The 16,905-nt window shown below is 47.0% G+C and carries 17 protein-coding genes and 1 tRNA gene; 5 read left to right on the top strand and 13 right to left on the bottom strand.

Translation table 11 applies throughout. From position 1 onward, the window contains the following. Nucleotides 1–34: 34 nt before the first annotated feature. The 11 genes from tssA to JIE71_RS05085 all read right to left on the bottom strand — a co-directional run bounded on the left by tssA (nucleotide 35) and on the right by JIE71_RS05085 (nucleotide 11,856). Entirely contained in the window at nucleotides 35–1,135 is a 1,101-nt protein-coding gene (tssA, locus tag JIE71_RS05135) for a type VI secretion system protein TssA (protein WP_199507661.1), read from the bottom strand. After that, complete coding sequence (gene tssH / locus JIE71_RS05130; RefSeq protein ID WP_199507660.1) at nucleotides 1,132–3,930, bottom strand: type VI secretion system ATPase TssH; 2,799 nt, start codon at nucleotides 3,928–3,930, stop codon at nucleotides 1,132–1,134. The genes tssA and tssH overlap by 4 nt, the downstream gene beginning before the upstream one ends. Before the next feature lie 99 nt (nucleotides 3,931–4,029). Then, a complete protein-coding gene (gene tssG, locus JIE71_RS05125) occupies nucleotides 4,030–5,025 on the bottom strand; it encodes a type VI secretion system baseplate subunit TssG (RefSeq protein WP_199507659.1) in 996 nt (331 codons plus the stop codon). After that, on the bottom strand, nucleotides 4,989–6,812 hold the full coding sequence (tssF, locus tag JIE71_RS05120) for a type VI secretion system baseplate subunit TssF (protein WP_199507658.1): 1,824 nt from the start codon (nucleotides 6,810–6,812) through the stop codon (nucleotides 4,989–4,991). The genes tssG and tssF overlap by 37 nt, the downstream gene beginning before the upstream one ends. Nucleotides 6,813–6,869: 57 nt before the next feature. Further along, nucleotides 6,870–7,349 (bottom strand): type VI secretion system baseplate subunit TssE, encoded by a 480-nt coding sequence (gene tssE, locus JIE71_RS05115; protein WP_199507657.1) that lies wholly within the window; start codon nucleotides 7,347–7,349, stop codon nucleotides 6,870–6,872. 75 nt (nucleotides 7,350–7,424) lie between these two features. Beyond that, nucleotides 7,425–7,928, bottom strand: a complete 504-nt coding sequence (locus JIE71_RS05110; protein WP_199507656.1) for an Hcp family type VI secretion system effector — start codon at nucleotides 7,926–7,928, stop codon at nucleotides 7,425–7,427. Between the two features lie 37 nt (nucleotides 7,929–7,965). Beyond that, nucleotides 7,966–9,438: a type VI secretion system contractile sheath large subunit gene (gene tssC / locus JIE71_RS05105; protein ID WP_416232012.1), complete on the bottom strand. Its 1,473-nt coding sequence runs from the start codon at nucleotides 9,436–9,438 to the stop codon at nucleotides 7,966–7,968. 6 nt (nucleotides 9,439–9,444) lie between these two features. Beyond that, a complete protein-coding gene (gene tssB, locus JIE71_RS05100) occupies nucleotides 9,445–9,954 on the bottom strand; it encodes a type VI secretion system contractile sheath small subunit (protein ID WP_199507654.1) in 510 nt (169 codons plus the stop codon). A 39-nt stretch (nucleotides 9,955–9,993) separates the two neighbouring features. Next, nucleotides 9,994–10,659, bottom strand: coding sequence for a hypothetical protein (locus JIE71_RS05095; RefSeq protein ID WP_199507653.1), 666 nt, complete (start codon nucleotides 10,657–10,659; stop codon nucleotides 9,994–9,996). Nucleotides 10,660–10,703: 44 nt separating this feature from the next. Further along, entirely contained in the window at nucleotides 10,704–11,132 is a 429-nt protein-coding gene (locus JIE71_RS05090) for a tetratricopeptide repeat protein (RefSeq protein ID WP_199507652.1), read from the bottom strand. Between the two features lie 649 nt (nucleotides 11,133–11,781). Continuing rightward, nucleotides 11,782–11,856 (bottom strand) — tRNA-Gly (locus JIE71_RS05085). Nucleotides 11,857–12,272: 416 nt separating this feature from the next. Here JIE71_RS05085 and JIE71_RS05080 point away from each other — a divergent pair. The 4 genes from JIE71_RS05080 (at nucleotide 12,273) to JIE71_RS05065 (ending at nucleotide 14,582) form a co-directional block, all read left to right on the top strand. Beyond that, nucleotides 12,273–13,085, top strand: a complete 813-nt coding sequence (locus JIE71_RS05080; protein WP_199507651.1) for a M48 family metallopeptidase — start codon at nucleotides 12,273–12,275, stop codon at nucleotides 13,083–13,085. A gap of 215 nt (nucleotides 13,086–13,300) precedes the next feature. Beyond that, complete coding sequence (locus tag JIE71_RS05075; RefSeq protein ID WP_199507650.1) at nucleotides 13,301–13,636, top strand: BolA family protein; 336 nt, start codon at nucleotides 13,301–13,303, stop codon at nucleotides 13,634–13,636. 49 nt (nucleotides 13,637–13,685) lie between these two features. After that, nucleotides 13,686–14,045, top strand: a complete 360-nt coding sequence (locus JIE71_RS05070; RefSeq protein WP_199507649.1) for a SirB2 family protein — start codon at nucleotides 13,686–13,688, stop codon at nucleotides 14,043–14,045. Between the two features lie 138 nt (nucleotides 14,046–14,183). Then, complete coding sequence (locus JIE71_RS05065) at nucleotides 14,184–14,582, top strand: hypothetical protein (RefSeq protein WP_199507648.1); 399 nt, start codon at nucleotides 14,184–14,186, stop codon at nucleotides 14,580–14,582. Between the two features lie 43 nt (nucleotides 14,583–14,625). On the opposite strand, the gene trxC is transcribed toward JIE71_RS05065, so the two are convergent. Then, a complete protein-coding gene (gene trxC, locus JIE71_RS05060; RefSeq protein ID WP_199507647.1) occupies nucleotides 14,626–15,063 on the bottom strand; it encodes a thioredoxin TrxC in 438 nt (145 codons plus the stop codon). 166 nt (nucleotides 15,064–15,229) lie between these two features. Further along, nucleotides 15,230–16,111: an MBL fold metallo-hydrolase gene (locus JIE71_RS05055; RefSeq protein WP_199507646.1), complete on the bottom strand. Its 882-nt coding sequence runs from the start codon at nucleotides 16,109–16,111 to the stop codon at nucleotides 15,230–15,232. A 366-nt stretch (nucleotides 16,112–16,477) separates the two neighbouring features. On the opposite strand from JIE71_RS05055, the gene JIE71_RS05050 reads away from it, so the two are divergent. Then, entirely contained in the window at nucleotides 16,478–16,861 is a 384-nt protein-coding gene (locus tag JIE71_RS05050) for an ArsR/SmtB family transcription factor (RefSeq protein WP_416232011.1), read from the top strand. The last annotated feature ends 44 nt before the right edge of the window (nucleotides 16,862–16,905 follow it).

Raw genomic sequence — 16,905 nt, 5'->3', positions numbered from 1 at the left:
TAGCGGCATCTGCTAGTCAATGCCGCTGTGTTTTTTAATACTCTTCATGAGCAGGGGCTGGCGGTGTGATACCGATCATATCCACCAATGAAGACATTTGCTGCTCGTCCTTGATGACCCGTGCCAGCCACTGATCCAGCGGCATATCCGCCCACTCAATCGCCCGCTTTAATAAAAAAGTCACAGGGCTGTGTGGCTCATTGCGCGCAAAGTAGTCTTGAATTTGTGCCATCTGTGTCAGTGCATGCTGTCGATTGGTAAGGTGGTCGCTGTGCTGAGGATTAAAGCCCGATACAGCAGGTTGCAGCGGTGCGCTGGACTGTCCTGCGTCTTCTAAACCCTCACTGACTGGAATTGCTGTCTCAGCTGCTGCCGCTGCGTGCTCAGCAATCAATGGACCAAGGTGCGCGTCTAGGGTTTCAAGCAGCTCGGTCACTGGCGCAAAGACAGGCGCGTCCATACCCATCACATCATTTAACTGATCGGTCAGTGCTTGCCAGCGCGTTTGCATGGTTTTTAACGCATCAAACAGCGTGGTCTGCCAATGCGGGGCGCTTTGGCGAATGGCTTGGTGATAGTCGCCGACACTCAGACCCGCCTCGACATCATGGTTTTGCTGACGCTGCTTGTCATGCTCACGCGCACTTAAAAAGTGATTGTAGTTATAGCTGTGATGCGCGGCGTCCGATAGTGGCAGCTGACGCAGATTATCAATCATCGCTTTGACAAACCAAGACAGCAGACCTGCACGGATATCCATGCTGTCATCATCATCGAGCGGTGGATACATCGCTGCCCAATACTCTGTATTGAGCGCGTTCAAAAAGGCAAGACCGTGATTAAGACCCGTTAAGTGATCGGTGTGACCGAGTGCATCCACATACCACAGCGCAATTTTCAGGTCTTTACTGGTCTCAGTAATCAAGCTTACGCATTCTGACTTGACAAAATCCCAATCCGCCACGCGCAGCTCAGTTACCCAGTCCCCTTGTGCCAATGCTGGGTCGTCTTCGATACGGGCAGCCGTGATGGCGTCCAGTCTGGGGTCAAAGCTTAAGTCCTCGCCCACACCGTAGTCACTGGGCTCAATCGGCGTCAGTAGGGTTTCAATATCCGTTAATACCGTACGGCTCATGACAATGCCTCCTCTGACTCAGTAGCACTGCTACCCGCGTGCGCGCTGGACTGTGCCATTTGTGACAAAGGTACGACGGGCGTGGTGATTAGCTCATAAACAAACCCATCCGCCTCATCAACGCTGATTGTGATGCGCTCAAGTGTGCCTTTGGTATCATCATGTGCGAGCAATTGACTGGCAAGCTGCGGCAATAAAGTATGATTAATAATAGCGTCCGCGTTTCTCGCGCCCGAATCGACTTCATGACAGCGCGACAAAATCACCTCAATCACTTCAGGATCAATCTGGCACTCCACACCATAATTGGTATGGATACGCGCAACGATTTTATTTAATTTGATATCAATAATGGTTGCTAGCGCATCATCGGTTAGCGGATAAAAAGGAATAGTGGTCAGACGCCCCAAAAATGCAGGTTTAAAGTCCTTATACAGCTGCGGATTGATCAGCTGTTTGAGCGCTTCGCTATCAGGCAGAACATGCTCACTGTCACCTGTGGTATTGAGGCACGCCTGCATGATGGTCGATGACCCAACATTACTGGTCAGTAAGATCAAGGTGTTTTTAAAGTCAATGACGCGACCTTCGCTGTCTTCCATCACGCCTTTATCAAACACTTGGTAAAACAAATCGAGTACATCAGGGTGCGCTTTTTCAACTTCATCGAGCAGCAATACGCTATAAGGACGACGGCGGACAGCTTCGGTCAACACGCCACCTTCACCATAGCCCACATAGCCTGGCGGCGAGCCTTTGAGTGATGCCACACTATGCGCTTCTTGGTATTCTGACAGATTAATGGTAATCAGGTTCTGCGCGCCGCCGTACAACACTTCTGCCAAGGTATGCGCCGTTTGCGTTTTGCCCACGCCACTCGGGCCGACCAATAAGAAAATCCCTTGTGGGCGACTTGGGTCATCCAAACGCGCTTTTGCGGTATGAATGCGTTTTACAATGGCGTCTAAGGCGTGGTCTTGTCCAATCACTTGCTGCTGTAATACAGGCGCAAGCTTGAGCACACGCTCTTTTTCATCGCCCGCCATGTCGTTAAGTGGAATACCCGTCCAGTCAGAAATGACTTGTTTAATCACCACTTCGTTTAGTACCGCGTGTACCAAGTGATACGCGTCTTGCGCCTCTACCAAGGCTTGCTCGATTGATTGATATTCGGCTTGTTTGTCCAAGCGCTCACTTGAGGACAGCTCACCGCGCAGCTCAGCACTTAACGTATCTAGCTGTTGATTCAGCGTTTGCTGCGTTTGCCATGCTGTGGTCATCGCGTCCGTAAATTTTTTATTTTCTTGACGTTCTTCATCAAGGGCAGCAATTTTTTGGCTCAGCTTTTCTTGTAGCTCGGTACTGCCCACACGTTTAAGCTGGTCATCCAAATGCTGGATATGCAGAGTAAGCTGTTTATCGGTGGCAAGGCGTTTATCAATCGCGTTTGGAATGGAGGTTTTTGACAGGCTGACGCGAGCAGCGGCGGTGTCCAGGACGCTGACTGCCTTATCGGGCAATTGACGCTCGCTGATATAGCGCGCTGACAGCTCGACAGCGGCGCGCAATGCGTCATCTTCGATAATGATGTCAAAGTGCTGCTGCATCTTGGCGCTTAACCCACGAATCATGGCAATCGCAGTTTTGGTATCAGGCTCTTTGACCTGCACCACTTGAAAACGGCGGGACAATGCCGCGTCTTTTTCAAAGTATTTTTTATATTCTGACCATGTGGTCGCGGCAATCGTACGCAGCTCCCCACGTGCTAAGGCAGGCTTTAACAAGTTTGCCGCATCGTTTTGCCCTGCCGCGCCGCCTGCCCCAATCAAGGTATGGGCTTCGTCAATGAATAAAATAATCGGCTGCGGCGACGACTGTACTGCCTCAATCACTTGTTTTAGGCGGCTTTCAAACTCGCCTTTGACGCTAGCCCCTGCCTGCAACAGTCCCAAGTCTAAGGTGTGTAATGCCACATCTTGCAATTGTGCGGGCACGTCTTTAGCGACAATTTTTTGTGCCAATCCTTCAACGACTGCCGTTTTACCCACGCCAGCTTCCCCTGTCAGGATAGGGTTGTTTTGACGGCGGCGGATAAGAATATCAATCAGTTGATGAATCTCAAATTCGCGCCCGATAACAGGGTCAATTTTGCCTGCGCGTGCTTGAGCGGTTAAGTTATAAGTATATTGATCGAGCGCTGCCTGTGCGTCATTATTACCCGATTGAGTGGTGTCTACAGTTGCTGCTGGTTCAGACGCTTGTTGGCTGTCCTTGTTTACTGGCTCATCGGACTCGCCAGCGACTGATGCAGATTCTGTACTTTGCGCGCAGATTTTGTCATAGTCATTCTTTAGCATCGCCGCATCAATATAGCACAGCGCTTCAGGCAGACTTGCCAAAAGTGGCTGATAGTCATCAAAATTTAACAGCACCAGCAGGATATGCCCTGATTTTACTTGTGCTTCTTGGGCGTTGTGGTTCGCCTGCGTACTCGCCACTTGCCACGCATCTTGTAATAGCGCCATCAAACGACTGCTAAAGACGACCGAGCTTTCAGGACTGACCGACCATGTCTCTAGCTGCTCCTGTAGCATAGCCAGCAGCTCAGGCTGATTGATGCTGTTTTTATTTAAAATGGCAGCGACATCGTTATTTGGCGTGGCAACCAGCTCATAGAGCAGATGCAGGACATCGACCTCTTGATGCCCCATTTCAATACAGTGCTTTGCCGCTTGTTGTAGGCTTTGACGGCAGCTTGGGCTGAGGCGCGTAATGACCGCTTTTAATTGGCTCATAATAGATATCCTAGGTAAATAATGGCTAAATAAACAAGGAGTTGCGTTAACAATAAGAACGAAACCAGCAGATAAGGTAAAAGGACATCGTCATTACCTTTATGCTGCAGGCAGTAGATAGCGGGTATCGCGGTGATGCTCGGTCGCGGGTTTTGAGCATAAGAAGTTGCCTTGTCCCAAACCGCCCAGACTGCTTTTATTGAGCTGTAAACCGTGAATGTGCCGTTTGTGCAGCTCAAGCGTCATTTCAATGGCAAGGGTGATACCGCACCACTTACGCACAAAATCAACAATCACGCGGCACATATCCCCCGATGGCAATAATCGCAGATACTCTTCTTCGTTGAGACGGTGGCATATCAGCCTGATTTTGCTGTCGTACTGCACCACACGCGAGCCACAAAAGCTGGATACACCGAGACTCGCATGCTGCGTGCCCAGTGCCGTCTGTTCCTCGCTTGGTAAGTCAAACCACTCCGCGACGAACTGCTCTACCGTCACTTTAATATTTAAAAAACGTGATAGCGCGTGTGCGAGCTGGGCTGCCGTCAAGCGTCCTGGGGCAATCGTCCCTGCATAGGCAATCAGACTATCGGTCGTTGATATTTTTTTAGGCTGACGTGCAAGGCTGCGTAGGCTTAGCAGGTATTTATCATTTTGCGTGCCCATTTCATATTGCAGCGGCAAGTGATAAAACCAGCTGGCATCGACGTACAGCTGGGTTAGACGGTGATTGAACAAGTCCATAAAAGCAGCAGCGGCTTTGTCTTTGCCATGTTGCACACGCGACGCCAAGTAATCGGTATATAACGCGGGCATTGCCGACAAAGGACCTGTCAAACCAATGACACTGGGACAAATATCTAAGCTCGGCTGGTGATTGTCCCACGACTCTTGCGGCTGCAAAGTCATAGACTCAATCTCAGCGAGCGGAAACGCGAGCGATAGTGAGGCGCGAAAATTCACCGTTATCGGCTGTTCACTACGGTTTACTGCCTGCTGAATCAACCGATAGGCTTGTATCAGCTCATAGCGCTGCGGCTCAGCGAGTAGCGAGCCTAAATAAGAGGAGCAAAACCGCTGCGGGGCTGACATCGATAGATCTCCTCTTTGGTTACGGCATCTGTCATCACAATTTCCACAAAACTGTTTAGGCTGGCATGGTAGCCAAATACCACCGCCAATAAATGCGCAAACTGGCGGATACTAACTTCTAAAAATGGCTCTTTTTGGATGCCAATATGAATGACGGTACCGCGTATGAACCCTGGCTGTGGATAGCGCTGAATGCGCTTGGTTTTTACGCTCGTCTCTACCGAGACCAAACCATCAATCAGTTGTTTATTGGCAGCAGTTTCAGGCGCATCAAACAGTGTTAGGTATTCTTTTAACAGGTCGGCATTTTGTGCGGACAAAGACAAAAAGTTTAAGCCCAATAAAGAGATTAAGCGCCAGCGTTCATCGCCTGTATAGTTGACACGCACCGTGCGGGTCGGCTGCTTTAAAAATGTCAAACGACTAAAGCCTGTCATACTGTCACTAAACAAGTCACCACGGCTCTGCCCAAACAGCAGCTGTGATGGCAAATCACGATTGGTACAGCGCAAGGTGGCACTCATCGTCAAAGTATTGGCGACGTCTTCTGCATGCTTATCAACAAACATAATCTGATATTCAAAGCCTTGATGAAACTCAGCCATATCTTTATCACGCTTGAGGTGATAATAGCGACCCGCCCCTTGCTGCTCATGGTGATTCAGACCATAAAACGAGTAGTAGCGATGCTGTAATAGCTGATGGTCGCGCTTTTTGGATGCGGTGACAGAGGTGACATCAAACACTTCATGTTGATACAGCGCATTGGTATCGGGGACAAGGTCGTAATATACGCTCTGATGCGTGACTTGAATGGGTTTTGCCGCGCAATCAAAGATATTAACCATCGGCGTACAAAACAGCTTAAGACTACCTGCGCTCAATTGCTGCAAGTTTTTTAGGCGGATGGAATCTTTTTTATCAAATTTAAAAAAGCACTGTATCTCAAAGCCTTGAGAATCAATATCTTGCGCTGAACACAGCGTATCCAGCTCTAGCCGCAAAAAGTTAAACTTTTCAGGAAAGTAAAAATACTCTTTTAATAAGGTAGAGGCGGCATTACTGACATTGGTATCAGGCAATATTTGCTGCTCAGGATCAAAGCCCAGCAGCGTAAAAGGACTGCCCGCTTTATGGATATCACGGACGCCGCGAATACGCGTCTGCTCGACATCGCAGTACAGTAAATCCCATAGGCTTGTGCCTTGACTGGCGTCATTATCGACATACAAATCAATCGGATGCTGCATCAGGCAAGTGGCATCGATATTGGGATTGGTCAATGAAATTTTGATTTTGATACAGCCATTTAGATAGCTGCCTTTTGAATATATCGGATCTTTTAACGACTCAAAGACCACCTCATCAATGGCAATCGGCAAGAGCGTGACATCTTGGGTGGATTGGAACTGACAGACCGTGCCTTTAATTTTTTGTGTGTTAAAGCTGCTGTGGCGCGGGATACGTACGCCGTTTGTGAGCGTACTGGCATGCACGCCTGTGGTAAATTGGGCGATGGATGTTGCGGGTAGCGGCTTTTGGTAATCAGGATAGACCACTTGTAGCAGCGACTCGGTAAAATCTGCATACGAGTCATCGAGCTTTTTATTGATACGCGCACTGATAAGTGAGAACGCCTGAATCAGCCGCTCAATATGCGGGTCATCAACCGTATCTTGCCCCATCAATAAACGACTGGCAATTTTGGGATATTTTTTGGCAAACGCCTTTGACTGCTTGTTAAACAAGCTAAGCTCATGCTCAAAATAAGGCAGCAAACTGTCCATAATACCTCGGTAGCATCAGTAGCAGCACAATACGCTGATACGACAGCTGTCTAAAAACTACATAATCTCGTAACGCTGGGTGCTTGGCTCAAAATAAGCATCAAAACTCACCAGCTCCTGCGAGGGATATACTTTTAATAACGCATCAATAGAAAAGCACAACTGATTAACGTCGGCAGCACCAATATCAAGGCTGACTTTGACATTTTTCAAACGGCTGTCTTGCAGCTCGACCGTACGCGCAATCTGACGACAGATATAATCACAATCATTGGGATTGGCACTGCTCAGCCCCACAAAATCCAAAATACCAAAGTTTAAAATAGAGCCTTCAATATGCTCATAACCTGCGACATTTTTATCAAATACTGCACGGGTATTGAGCAAGTACTCTAAGTCTTTAGCCACCGACGCCTTTAGCTCTTCTAGATTTAAGCGTCTGACCAGCATGTCTTCAGCAGCGACGCGAGGCTTATCATCGAATAACAAATCAAACAAGTTGGGTCGAAAGCCAATCTCTTGTTTACCAAAGCTCATCGCGCACCTACCTAAATCAGAAAAAAGAAAGGCTTGTTTCCAAACCCTTCTTTTTTGTTTAATCCACCATACCCATTACGCGGTATAGGTTGGGGTGTTGTTCGCCAGTGACCATTTTTTGGTAACCGCGCCTTTGGCTGTACCGTTAATGTCTTGCTGGGTGTATGTCCACTCAACCGCAGCATACTTTAGACCGATCTCTTCAGTTGGCACGCCTTCTGCTTGTACTGATGGTTCAACGTGTGAGATGAGCGCATGCTTTAGTTTTACTTCTAGATATTTCACGCGCTTATCACCGTTGGCACGGTAAAAGTCAATCTGTACTTCATCAAAGGTATAACCCGCTGAACACGCTTCCCACAGCTTTGGACTGGTTGAATCCAAATCTTTTAGGAACGTCATATCAGCGTGCTCACAGCGCTCTGAGGTATGACCACCAACACTACTGGCGGTGGCTGATTTTGGCTGACGAATCAGGTGATCCCAAGTGTTTACTTCAAGCCAGCCTTTGTGCTCGCTGTCACGTGACTCGCCGTCAACCTTGTATTTACCACGGAACTGAATATAAATATCTTTCATTAAGAACCCTTAAATATAAAAAAGTAAGATAACTTGATTAGCCATTTGCTTGTGGCAACTGAGTGACCAAGCGCAAAGAAACCGACAGCTCATCAAGTTGGAAATGCGGTCTTAAAAAGACCACCGACTTGTAGACACCTGGTTTACCAGGTACTTCTACAACTTGTACTGAAGCTTCACGCAGTGGATATTGCGCTTTGGCTTCTTGAGAGGCGCCATCGTCCAGCAACACATAGCGAGAGATCCAATCGTTCAAGAATGTCTCAACATTACCAGCAGACAAGAAGCTGCCGACTTTATCGCGCATCATGGCTTTTAAGTAGTGAGCAATACGCGAGACCGCCATGATGTACTGAAGCTGCGTTGACAGTACGGCATTGGCATTGGCGTCATCATTTTGATAGGTTTTCGCCTTTTGCGCTGATTGCGCGCCAAAAAATGCCGCGTAGTTGGTGTTTTTACAGTGCACTAAGGGGATAAAGCCCAAATCACTCAGCTCTTTTTCACGGCGATCAGTGATCGAGATTTCTGTTGGGCATTTTAGTGCCAAATCACCTTCATCGGTCTTAAAGGTATATACAGGCAGACCTTCAACCAAACCACCACCCTCAACACCGCGAATCGCAGCACACCAGCGGTAATCTGAAAAGGCTTCGGTCAATCGTGAGGCAAAGGCATAGGCGGCGTTAATCCATAAGTATTCGTTATGGTCCGCACCCGATACCGACTCTACAAAGTTAAAACCATCAACGACCGTACCGTCTTTAGGATTGTATGGCAGACGACCTAAAAAGCGTGGTACTGTCAGCGCCACATATCTTGAGTCTTCTGACTGTCTAAACGCGCGCCAGCGGATGTATTCTGCGGTCTCAAAAATCTTGGACAAATCGCGTGGACGACCAATATCGGTGAACGAATCCAAGCCAAACATCTCAGAAGACGCCGCTGAAATGAAGGGCGCATGCGCAGCGGCGGCGACGTGTGACAGCTGCTCAAGCAAGTACATATCCGCATTTTGGCGAGTAAATTCAAAGTCACCAATCAAAGCGGCATACGGTTCACCACCGAAGCTGCCAAACTCTTCTTCATAGATTTTTTTGAACAGCGTGCTTTGGTCAAAATCAATAGACGATTGAAAATCCTTGGTCAGCTCACGCTTGGTCGTGTTAAGCATACGAATCTTGAGCATCGACTCAGAGGGGGTTTGGCTGCACAGATAATGCAGGCCGCGCCAGCTGGATTCCATCTTTTGAAATTCAGGCGCATGCATGATGGCGCTTAGCTGCTCTGAAATCAGCGCATCAATTTCAGCAATACGGGTATCAATAGAAGCGGCTAAATTATCTGACATCACTACCGTGCCTTGCATTACTTCATGGGCAAGCTCGGAGATTTGGCTTTTAGCGCGGTCTTTTTCTTCCGTCGATTTGGCAATATTACTTTGGGTTACGATATCGTCTAGGATGTCGTATTGCTCTTCTGCCATTGGCAATTGCTGTGCTAGGCTCATGGTCATTTACTCCTGATTGGCGGCGCTGGTCTTCGCCATTTGTTTGACCTGCTCCGTATTGTTCAGCACGTCTTCTAGCAAATCCTCAAGCTTTTCATTGGCTGAGATTTTGTTACGGATATCAGCCAGTCGATCACGGGCTTCAACCAATTGGCGTAGCGGCTCGACCTGATTGGCAATCGACTCGGGACGAAAGTCATCAATACTGTTAAATGCCAAATCAACCGCAAATTCGCCGCGCTTGTCGCTGACTTTGTTATCAACCTTAAAAGTCGCGCGTGGTGCGAGTCCTGACATCACCTCATCGAAAGTGTCTAGATCAATTTCAACGAACTTCTTGTCTTTTAACTTGGGTTGCTCAAGGGTTGAGTCGCCTGAGAACTCCCCCATCACACCGACGACGAAAGGAATCTCTTTGGTCTCAATCGCATCACCAATCTCGACGTCATAGGTCAAGTGCACACGCGGCGCACGGACTTTAGAGAGCTTTTTTTGGATACTGTCTTGCTTTGCCATAATCTATTACCTAACGTTAATCATAATAAGAAGTGAGCGCTACTTAGATGAGCGTACAACGCCAAACGGATCTCGTGGGCTGCTGCTGGCTCTAGGCGCACTATAGGTTACCCGTTTTGGTGTGGTTATCTTTTTCGCAGGTCTTTTTACCGTTGGTTTTGCCGCTCTTCTAACAACAGTACGTGGTTTGGTGTATTTTTTACGTACGACGCGTTTTTTAGGCAGCGATTCATCGTAGTTAAACCCATAGATGTCGCCATACGTTTTGCTTAGCGCGTGTTGATACTCTTTTAAAAACGTCGCATCACTCTCTGCCAGCCCAATGCTATAGCCAGATTGTATTTGTGACTCAGCAAGCGCCACACTGTCTAACAGTAAGATTTGTTTGATATAAGGTGCGTCACTACCAAGCACTGCCGCTTCGCCTGCAGCATACACTGCATCTTCTGCATAGCCGTATTGATAATAAGTCTGTGCCAACGTCTCCCACGCACGTCTGTCCTCAGGATGAGTCAATACATAGTCATTAAGCTGGGCAACCAACTGCTCAACCTTTTCTGGCTTTAGCGCTGCGGTCTCTACTACGGCAGTCTCTGCCTCATTAACTGACGTCTCTTGAACGTCGTCGGCATGACTCAGCTGAAAGGGTAAAAGCAGTACGAGAGCCAACAAGGTCTTGCGATAAGTACGGTATATAGGCGTCATAGCGATATTCTTTTGATGTCGGGCACGGTTATACAAAAAATGAGTCAAGAAGCATTAATCAAACTGGTAATACTGGTCAGACCTTCTTTAATCTCTTCGCGTTCGGAATCATTAATGAGTGCTTCGTTATGATAACTACTGCTGTTTTGCTGCACGATACGAATGGTCGAGAGCAATGCAATTTTACGTGCACCAGTAGTGTCAGGATTGAGCGCCAATGCTTCATTGGCGGCACGTAGCGCACGGGTATAGTTATGACTGTCAAAATAGCCTTGTGCGCTTTGCACCCAGTCTTCTGCAGAAAGAGATGTGCCTGCTTCATCAAGATGAGGCACTAAATGAGCAGCGTTTAATGTAGGTAGCGACATCTGAGTGGGTGACACTGTTTTGTCAGTCTTACCTGTTGTGCTACAAGCTGAAAGCGCTAGGGACAGTGCCAATACGGTCATGACCGATACGGTACGTAAGATCATTGTAATCACCTGATGCTAAACAAAAGACAAATAAGCATGGATAAGTATCAACGTTTGAAACAATCTATTTAAATTAAAACCAAACATTTATCTCATATATTAGAAAAGAGATTATACATATAGCTAACAAAATTTCAATAAAAAAATTTGATTTTTATTTGACTATTAAATTAAACTTAACTATTTATTTTCAAAATCCTTTATTACTGTATAAATTAAACATAAAACGCTTAAATATGATAAGTATGGGCAAATGACACTATGATATACAAGTCAACAAAAGGTAAATATATTGTAGATATTTGTTCTTAAAAAACCTTAATATAAATAGGGTTTTATACTATATATCTAAGAAATTTTGTTTGTTATATACGTATTTGTTATATGCACAGGAGCGTCAATTTTTATTGAGCAGTGTAAAACGTGAGAGCATCGCCTAAGCAGTCGACCATGCAAGATACCGTGAAATCGCTGCAGAAAAACAGATTAATAGCTGAGACGGGAAAAATTTGGTTAAAAGTTTGAGGAGTAAAAGCGGCACAAAAGCTCGCTGCCCAAATAGATGGGTATGAGAGTGCTAGAAAAGATATGATAAAAAAATACAGACGAAAAAAAAGCCTCACAAATACTGTGAGGCTTTTTTAGAATTTGGAGCGGGATAAGAGATTCGAACTCTCGACCCCAACCTTGGCAAGGTTGTGCTCTACCACTGAGCTAATCCCGCATGTTTCAAGTCGGTCTGTGGTGTATGACGTTTTGGCTAAGCGATGTGCTGTTGCCGTTATGTCTGTGCCGTCTTGATAGGTTGGCTATTATAGAGAATTTAACTTTACTGTCAACACCTTTTTTTCAATTTTTTTGGATTTATGAGCAAATATCTTACAAGCCATTGATTTTAAAATTTTTATTCTAGCGCTTTTTTTATATTTTTTTAGCAGCGCCTCATCTTTTGATAGCGCCGATCCATAAAGGTACGCAAACCTTTCTTACATTTAGACAATACTTACAATCGCACGCAGTAATGTTACGGTTTGCTTCTTGGTTTTTATACGTCTGTCTCTTTATACTTTTTATCATTAACGCAGTGCGCTACTGATTTAGCATTGCGTCTGCTTTGATAGATTTCTTACGAGGGTAATTATGAAAAAGTTATTAACGACTGCCGTACTGGCCACGTCTGTATCGGCGATGGGTCTGACAGGCTGTACCAGCACGACCAATACAGGCGCGATCGGTGTTGACCGCAACCAGTTATTACTGGTATCTAGTGAGCAAGTACAGCAAATGTCAGCGCAAAGCTATGCACAAAGTATCCAAGAAGCACGTGCTAAAGGTGTCCTCGATACCAATACCGCGCAATTAAACCGCTTAAAACGTATTGCCAATCGCTTGGTAGGACAAGTGGGCGTCTATCGTCCTGACGCGGCGAAGTGGAACTGGGAAGTACATACCATTAAGTCCAATGACTTAAATGCTTTTGTGATGCCAGGTGGTAAAGTGATGTTTTATACAGGCATTATTGATCGTTTAAATCTGAGCGATGATGAGATTGCTGCGATTATGGGTCATGAGATGGCGCACGCCTTACGTGAACACGCGCGCGAGCGTCTGTCACGTCAATACGCGACACAAACAGGTATTGGTGTGGCTGCTAGCGTATTCGGTCTGTCACAGAACCAAGCCCAGCTTGCCAATATCGCAGGGGATGTGGGTATCAGCCGTCCGCATAGCCGTACCCAAGAGAGTGAGGCCGACCAAATCGGTCTAGAGCTGATGGCACGCGCAGGGTTTAATCCTAATGCCGCAATTACTTTATGGCAAAAAATGCAGCGCGCTGAGAGCGGCGAGCCGCCACAATTCTTAAGCACGCATCCAAACAGTAGCAACCGTATTGCCAACTTACAAAGCTTGATGCCAAAGGTACGCCCACTGTATCAGCAAGCGATTCGTTAATATGATTTTGCTAGGCAAATGAAGCAAAGCGTAACGCCCAAACCGTTTGATTAAATACAAAAGCGCTTATGGATATAGGCGCTTTTTTTGTGTCTGTTTGTTTACATACGCTTGGGTGGATATACGCACGCCAAAGCCCTTTGCTACATTCTTTTCTGTGTGGGCGTCTGTGCTTTGTTATAATCGGGCAGACATTTTTTTGTGAGGACAACGCCATGTTTGATGCCACCACTGCCCCAGTCCATGCCGCTTTACTTGACGCTTTGAGCGTATTGACGCCGCAGCATATTGAGCTACTTAATGAGTCGATGAATCATTCGGGCTATTTTGAAGGTAAAGAAAGTCATTTTAAACTGACCATTGTCAGTGACGCCTTTGCAGGTAAGCGCTTGGTTGCCCGCCATCAGCAGATTTATGGTTTGGTCGCGCCGTTATTGACCGCGCAAGGCGGCTCGGTACACGCGCTGGCGATTCATGCCTACACGCCTGATGAATGGCAAGGGGAAAGCCCTGACAGTCCACTCTGCGCGAGCAAACGTCAGGCGCAATAATCACTTTATTATTTGCCAATAAAAACACACCGAACCTAGGATAAAGGTCATGAAACACGTGCATATGTTGATGGCGGTAGTGGTCATCCTCCTTTTCTTGTACCAAAGCTATTTGGCAGTCAGTGCCAATAAACGCGCCCCAAAAGCAGTAAAAATCGGCACGCATATCGTGTACGCGGTATTGATACTCTCTGGCGGCTGGATGCTGATGCAACTATTGAACGCGGGTGCCCCTGTACAATGGGTGATGGCAAAAATTGTGCTACTGGTCGCTGCCATTAGCGCGAGTATCAAAGCCTTTAACCCACAAGCGACCGCCGCGCAAACCAAAGCGGGCGTCTTTATCGCAGGCGTGGCGTATATCGGTATCGTGACGCTCGCCTTTATTAAGCCTGACAACTTTTTCTAAAGCGGTGTTTAAATGGTATTGTGTGACATACCCCGTTAAAATAATAGCGCCCAAACAGGCTACAGCAAAATCACAGAAGACGCGTGCCATCTTTGCTATGCTAAAACAAGTAAAACCAATACAACGGAGGGAGGCAATATGAAACTATGGTTAGCGGCGAGCGCGCTATTGCTCGGTGGTGCGGGTCTGACAGGGTGCGCCTCGACTGGCAATATCGCGCCGCAGTACGTCTCCCCCGCACAGTATCAACCGTACGACTGTCAGACGCTCGTCAATGAATACAATCGCGTGGAGCGCTATATCGATGGCGCTCGCCGTGAGCGTAGCACGCTTGCGGCCTCAGGTGTGGGCGTGGGTATCTCGGCAGGACGCTGGGGCATCTCGCCCAATATCAGCCTTGGTGTGGGTCAAAGTAACAATACGCGCGCGCGTGATGCCAAGCTTGCCCGCCTCTATGGCGAACGTGATGCGCTGATTCAATCCGCACGCGCTAAAGGTTGCAATTTTGCCAGCAATCTAAAGCTGTATGGCGAGTAAAAAATCGCTATCAGTACAAATCAGACGAATAGAATAAGGTCAGTTAAGCAGGCAGCGAGCGCACCCATTGCATAATTTGTGCGGCGGATAATGCGCCTGACTGCCGCCCGATGGCCTGCCCGCCTCTAAACGCCACCATCGTCGGTAGGCTGCGAATATTAAACGGTGCGGCGGCTTGTTCATAGCGGTCGGTTTGTAGTTTAGCAAACACGACGGTCGGCATTTGGCTTGCTGCCTCTTTAAACTGCGGCGCCATTATCAAACACGGCTGACACCAGCTCGCCCAAAAATCTACGATGGTCAGCACGTCATTTTTTTGCGTGACTTTGGCGATGTTCATATCCGTCAACTCTTGCACTTGCCCTGTTAATAGCCCTTGTCCGCATTTACCGCACTTTGGCGCATCTTGCACGCGCTCTACGGGTAGACGATTGGTGGCATTGCAGTGGGTACAAACGATATGCTGAGACGGTGCACTCATAGTCTATTTCCTTTTCGCTATTTTTAATTGTAGGTTAAAACCAAGCCTGCTGGTCTTCAGACAGGCTTTTTTATGCGTGATATCGCATATCTTAGCATGACCCAGCTTGGCAATTTTGGTCAGTGCGGGTTTGGTAAACCAAACTTTACGACAAAAGAATCAAGCATCAATGCGCGGTCACACCCAAGACATTGATCGGTACTTTAAGATAGCGTGTACCGTTATCTTCAGGCTCAGGCAATGCGCCTGCATCAATATTAATCTGTACTGACGGAATAATCAGACGCGGCATCGCAAGTGTGGCGTCACGGCGCTCACGCATCTCAACAAACTCAGCTTCGTTGATACCGTCTTTGACGTGGATGTTACCTTGTTTTTGCGCACGCACGGTGGTGGTTGGGCAATGCTTGCGCCCCTCAGACGGATAGTCGTGACACAAGTAAATCATGGTGTCTTCATCGAGCGCTAAAATCTTGTGAATCGACTGGTACAAGGTCGCCGCGTCCCCACCAGGAAAGTCACAACGCGCCGTACCCACATCAGGTGCAAACAAGGTATCGCCGACAAAGATAACCTGCTTGTCGGTATCAGTTGCCACATACGCCATGTCCGCAGGTGTGTGCCCTGGTACGTGCATGGCACGAATCTCAATCTTACCCAGCATCAAGGTGCTGCCCTCTTCGGTTAATATATCAAACTGGCTGGCGTCGGTGCGAAAACTGCTGTCAAAATTATAAATCTCTTTAAATATCGTCTGTACTTCGGTGATGTACTTACCCATCACCAGCTCGCCGCCGAGCGCGTCTTTTAACGCTATTGCGCCTGATACGTGGTCAGCGTGCGCATGCGTATCAATGATGTATTTAAGCGTCCAGCCTTTGTCTTTTACAAAGTCCGTTACCGTATCGACACTTTCGGTACTCGTGCGGCCTGACTTGGCATCAAAATCCAGCACGGGGTCGATGATGGCGCACACGCCTGCGTCCGCATCCGCGAGTACATGAGAGAAGGTTTCGGTATCGTTATGTAAAAATGAATGGACTTGCATAATAATCTCCTTATATGAGTGAGATAGTGATACGGTATGTCTGTGTAATTACGGCTTATATGTAATAACACCACCTTAGCATTTGTATTTTATTACATAAATTTATATTATGTAAATAAATATAATATTGTGGTATTATGCATATAGTTAAGTCAACTTAAAAATGATACAGCGAGATTAAAGGCTATTTTTTCAGCATCAAAAGACGAAGTCACAGCAAGCCAAGGAAAATAGCATTTAATCGAGCGTTTTTCTGACGCCATATCAGTTTTACTTAGGTTTTACTATATACCTAATAATGACTTTCTGATTCATAAAGCGGATGCTTTATACTATAGGTTCTGTTTGTTATTTTTGGACGCGCTTATGACCACACAGACATCAGACTATACTGATACAGATGCTCAAGATTTGACGGAATTTAATGCCCAAGTGGATACACATACCCTCACCGCACATATGCAGGCCGCCTCACAAGAAGCCAGCCAACTGCTTAAGTCTTTGTCTCATCCTGACCGCTTACTGCTTTTGTGTCAGTTGACGCAAGGTGAGTATTGCGTGAGTGAACTGGAAGGCTTGGTAGGCATTGGTCAGCCGAGCCTGTCGCAGCAGCTGGGCATTTTGCGTAAAGATAAGCTCGTGAGTACGCGCCGCGCAGGAAAGCAAATTTATTACCGCATCGCCAGCGACGATGCGATGGCCGTTTTGGCACTGTTATACGAGCGCTTTTGTAAGCCATCTACCTCATAAATAACCCGCACTATCAATACTTCTTTTATCATCAAAGCACAGCT

The organism is Psychrobacter sp. bablab_jr014, from assembly GCF_016464015.1.
Lineage (GTDB): Bacteria > Pseudomonadota > Gammaproteobacteria > Pseudomonadales > Moraxellaceae > Psychrobacter.
This window is presented reverse-complemented; position numbering and strand designations above follow the sequence as displayed.

Excerpts from the sequence above, each read along its gene's own strand:
- tssA (WP_199507661.1), bottom strand. The coding sequence starts at position 1,135 with ATGAGCCGTACGGTATTAACGGATATTGAAACCCTACTGACGCCGATT.
- tssH (WP_199507660.1), bottom strand. The coding sequence starts at position 3,930 with ATGAGCCAATTAAAAGCGGTCATTACGCGCCTCAGCCCAAGCTGCCGT.
- tssG (WP_199507659.1), bottom strand. The coding sequence starts at position 5,025 with ATGTCAGCCCCGCAGCGGTTTTGCTCCTCTTATTTAGGCTCGCTACTC.
- tssF (WP_199507658.1), bottom strand. The coding sequence starts at position 6,812 with ATGGACAGTTTGCTGCCTTATTTTGAGCATGAGCTTAGCTTGTTTAAC.
- tssE (WP_199507657.1), bottom strand. The coding sequence starts at position 7,349 with ATGAGCTTTGGTAAACAAGAGATTGGCTTTCGACCCAACTTGTTTGAT.
- JIE71_RS05110 (WP_199507656.1), bottom strand. The coding sequence starts at position 7,928 with ATGAAAGATATTTATATTCAGTTCCGTGGTAAATACAAGGTTGACGGC.
- tssC (WP_416232012.1), bottom strand. The coding sequence starts at position 9,438 with ATGAGCCTAGCACAGCAATTGCCAATGGCAGAAGAGCAATACGACATC.
- tssB (WP_199507654.1), bottom strand. The coding sequence starts at position 9,954 with ATGGCAAAGCAAGACAGTATCCAAAAAAAGCTCTCTAAAGTCCGTGCG.
- JIE71_RS05095 (WP_199507653.1), bottom strand. The coding sequence starts at position 10,659 with ATGACGCCTATATACCGTACTTATCGCAAGACCTTGTTGGCTCTCGTA.
- JIE71_RS05090 (WP_199507652.1), bottom strand. The coding sequence starts at position 11,132 with ATGATCTTACGTACCGTATCGGTCATGACCGTATTGGCACTGTCCCTA.
- JIE71_RS05080 (WP_199507651.1), top strand. The coding sequence starts at position 12,273 with ATGAAAAAGTTATTAACGACTGCCGTACTGGCCACGTCTGTATCGGCG.
- JIE71_RS05075 (WP_199507650.1), top strand. The coding sequence starts at position 13,301 with ATGTTTGATGCCACCACTGCCCCAGTCCATGCCGCTTTACTTGACGCT.
- JIE71_RS05070 (WP_199507649.1), top strand. The coding sequence starts at position 13,686 with ATGAAACACGTGCATATGTTGATGGCGGTAGTGGTCATCCTCCTTTTC.
- JIE71_RS05065 (WP_199507648.1), top strand. The coding sequence starts at position 14,184 with ATGAAACTATGGTTAGCGGCGAGCGCGCTATTGCTCGGTGGTGCGGGT.
- trxC (WP_199507647.1), bottom strand. The coding sequence starts at position 15,063 with ATGAGTGCACCGTCTCAGCATATCGTTTGTACCCACTGCAATGCCACC.
- JIE71_RS05055 (WP_199507646.1), bottom strand. The coding sequence starts at position 16,111 with ATGCAAGTCCATTCATTTTTACATAACGATACCGAAACCTTCTCTCAT.
- JIE71_RS05050 (WP_416232011.1), top strand. The coding sequence starts at position 16,478 with ATGACCACACAGACATCAGACTATACTGATACAGATGCTCAAGATTTG.